Source organism: Mycobacterium sp., assembly GCF_025965855.1.
Classification (GTDB): Bacteria; Actinomycetota; Actinomycetes; order Mycobacteriales; family Mycobacteriaceae; genus Mycobacterium.
Genome location: NZ_JAOPWB010000214.1, coordinates 1 through 3,150, shown reverse-complemented (window position 1 = coordinate 3,150; position 3,150 = coordinate 1). Strand labels below are relative to the sequence as shown.

At 63.7% G+C, this 3,150-nt stretch carries 3 protein-coding genes; 2 read left to right on the top strand and 1 reads right to left on the bottom strand.

Annotation, left to right across the window (positions count from 1 at the left end; genetic code table 11):
- Together JWP83_RS18340 and JWP83_RS18335 are read left to right on the top strand one after the other, a co-directional pair.
- Positions 1–614 (top strand): acyl-CoA reductase (locus JWP83_RS18340; protein WP_297732665.1); only part of this gene is annotated, 614 nt, incomplete at its 5' end.
- Between the two features lie 18 nt (positions 615–632).
- Positions 633–1,889, top strand: coding sequence for a cytochrome P450 (locus JWP83_RS18335; RefSeq protein WP_297732667.1), 1,257 nt, complete (start codon positions 633–635; stop codon positions 1,887–1,889).
- A 225-nt stretch (positions 1,890–2,114) separates the two neighbouring features.
- Here JWP83_RS18335 and JWP83_RS18330 read toward each other — a convergent pair.
- Positions 2,115–3,150, bottom strand: a 1,036-nt coding sequence (locus JWP83_RS18330) for an acyl-CoA dehydrogenase family protein (RefSeq protein WP_297732663.1), incomplete at its 5' end; no start/stop codon positions are given.

Here is a 3,150-nt window from a genome sequence, read left to right as displayed (position 1 = left end):
TCGGTGTGGCCAACCAGGAGGGATGCGCCAACGCGCGGGTGATCTACGCGCTCAGCGGCACCGACGAGGCCGGTCTGGCCAACGCGAACCGGCTCGGCGAGATGATCTATGAGGAACTCGTCGCACTGCCGTCGTTCATCAGTACCGCGCCCATGTACCCGAACCGGGACTTGTTCGAGCACCTCGAGTCCTCAAGGCTCACCGAGGATTTCTATCGGGTGATCGGCGGGGAACACCTCGAGGGCGCCATCGTGGTGTCGCAGTTTGATTCCCCTGTCGACTATTCGACGATGTTGTCGGGCCGGGTGGCCAACCTGGTGCCGGTGGACAGCGTCGAAACCGTCACCGCCGCGGTCAACGCCTACACCCAGACGATCGGTATCTACCCTGAGTCGCTCAAACAGCAACTGCGCGATGTACTTCCGCTGTTCGGCGCGCAGCGTTTGACAAGTCTGGGCTACGCGTGCAGCGTGGCGATTGCCAGCCCGCAGGACGCCGTCGAACCGATTCGCCGCATGTGCAAGTGGATCGTGGACGAAGAGTGTGATCCCGAAACCGTTATCCCGATGTGGCGTCTCGGTGGCGCCGACACCACTTCGGTGGCACACCTGTAGGAGGCCGGGTTGACACAATTGGATTCCGGGCAGGACACGCGGAAAGTCCTGCTGCCGGCGGACTTTGACGTCACTGATCCTGATACCTACAACCGCGGCATCCCGTTTGAGGAATTTGCCCGATTACGTCGCAACGCGCCGGTGTGGTGGAACCCGCAGCCACCTGGCGTGGGTGGGTTCGATGACAACGGGTTCTGGGTCGTGTCCACGCACCGCGATGTGCGCGAGGTGTCGCGGCGTTCGGATCTGTTCTCCTCCGCGCGTCGAGGGGCGATTCCGCGGTTGGAGGACGGCATCACCCCGGAGGAGTTCGAGGCGACGCTGGCAGTGCTGATCAGCAAGGACGCTCCCGAGCACACCAAGTTGCGGGGGTTGGTATCACGACTGTTCACCCCCCGCGCCATCGAGGCAATCCGCCCGGCGCTGGAACAGCGAGCAGAACGCATCGTGCGTGCGGCGCTCGACGGCGGTCAGGGCGAGTTCGTTCGCGAGGTAGCCAGTGATTTGCCGATGCAGGCCATCGCCGATTTGATCGGGGTGCCTGAGGATGACCGCGTCAAGCTCTTCGAATGGAGCAACCAGATGACCGGCTACGACGACGCCGACATCGACGTTGACTCGCGCGTTGCCGCGGCCCAGATCTTGGGCTACGCCTATCAACTGGCCGAGGAGCGCCGTGAATGCCCAACCGATGACATCGTGTCGCGTTTGCTCGGTGGCAGCATCGATGGCGAGCAGTTGACCTCGGAGCAATTCGGCTTCTTCGTGATCATGTTGGCGGTGGCCGGCAACGAAACGACCCGCAATGCCACCACCATGGGCATGATGGCGTTTCTGGAGAATCCCGATCAGTGGGAGCTGTACAAGCGCGACCGCCCGGCCACCGCGGTGGATGAGATCGTGCGCTACGTGTCACCGCTGCTCTGTCTGCAGCGCACCGCTGTACACGACACGGTCATCGGTGACACCCCGATCAGGACCGGGCAGCGGGTAGTGATGCTGTACTCGTCGGCCAACTTCGATGAAGCGGCCTTCGCCGATCCGCGACGGTTCGATATCACCCGGAATCCCAACCCGCACCTGGGATTCGGCGGAACCGGCGCGCATTATTGCCTCGGCGCGAACCTAGCCAAAGTCGAGCTCGACCTCATCTTCAATAAGATTGCCGACCACATGCCGGACATCAGCTCGCTGGGGGAGCCCACCCGGTTCCGGTCGGGTTGGATCAACGGCATCAAACGGTTCGACACCCGCTATTGCCCGGTGGCACACTAGCTCAGGATGTCAACCCAGTGAGCCGCGCTCGCGGGCCTGGAATTACGTGACCCTCGGACTAGGCCATCCCGGCGGCGCGGCGTTGTGGGCCGATTTCGTGCATAACCTGCGCGCCGTCGGCTATGAGGGCACGCTGAACATCGAACATGAGGATGCGTTGGTGAACTCGGTGGACGGTGTGGGTCGAGCTGTCGATCTGCCTTCATTGCCGACCGATGCGACGCGTCAGCGCGGCAGGCCGAGCATTCGTTCGGCCACCAATGACAGCAGGACTTGCGCCGAGCCGCCGGCGATGGAAAGCGCTCTGGTAAGGAGGAATTCGTGGCTGTCAGGGCCGTTACATATTCCATCAGCACCCTTGAGTGTGAGTAGTAACTCTGCGACCTGTTGGCGTTGGCGCACGCCTACCAGCTTGTGCAAGGACGCCTCGTCACCCGGTTGCGCGCCGTTCATCCGGTCGAGGATGCTGCGGTGTCCGAGCAGGCTGTTGGCCGTGGCCAGGGCGACTAGACGTCCCACCTCGTCGATTACCGCGTCGTCGTCGCAGTCCTTGGTTAGCGACAGCAGGTCCCCGGTGGGACCGCCCAGTGTGCCCGTGTTCATCTCGACGCGCTCGTTGGCCAGTGTGCTGCGGGCCAGCCGCCACCCGTCATTGACCTGGCCGAGCACACAGTCGTCGGGTACCAAGACATCGTCGAGGAAGACCTCGTTGAGCATCGGCTCGCCGGTCAAAGCACGCAGGGGGCGCACGTCGATACCGGGGGTCCTCATGTCCAGGAGGAAGTAGGTGATACCCCGATGCTTGGCGGCCGTTCGGTCGGTGCGTGCCAGGCAGATCGCCCAGTGGGCGTCGCGTGCCTGGGTGGGCCACACCTTCTGTCCGTTGAGTCGCCACCCGCCGGCCTCACGGGTGGCAAGTGTGCGCAGTGACGCCAGGTCCGATCCGGCCTCGGGCTCGCTGAACAACTGGCACCAGATGAGGTCGCCGCGCAGTGTCGGCATGATGTAGCGGTCCAACTGTTCGGGGGTGCCTGCTTCGAGGATGGTGGGTGCGGCCCACCATCCGATGATCAGGTTGGGGCGCTCGATTCCCGCCAGGTGCATTTCTTCGCTGATCAGCAGTTGCTGCGCGGTGGACGCACCTTTGCCGTAAGGGGCGGGCCAGTGCGGAGCCAGGTAGCCGGAGTCTGCCAGTGCGCGCTGTCGGTGTTCCGCGGGTAGCTCCGCGATCGCTTCGAGGTCCATGCGAACGTGCGGTCGT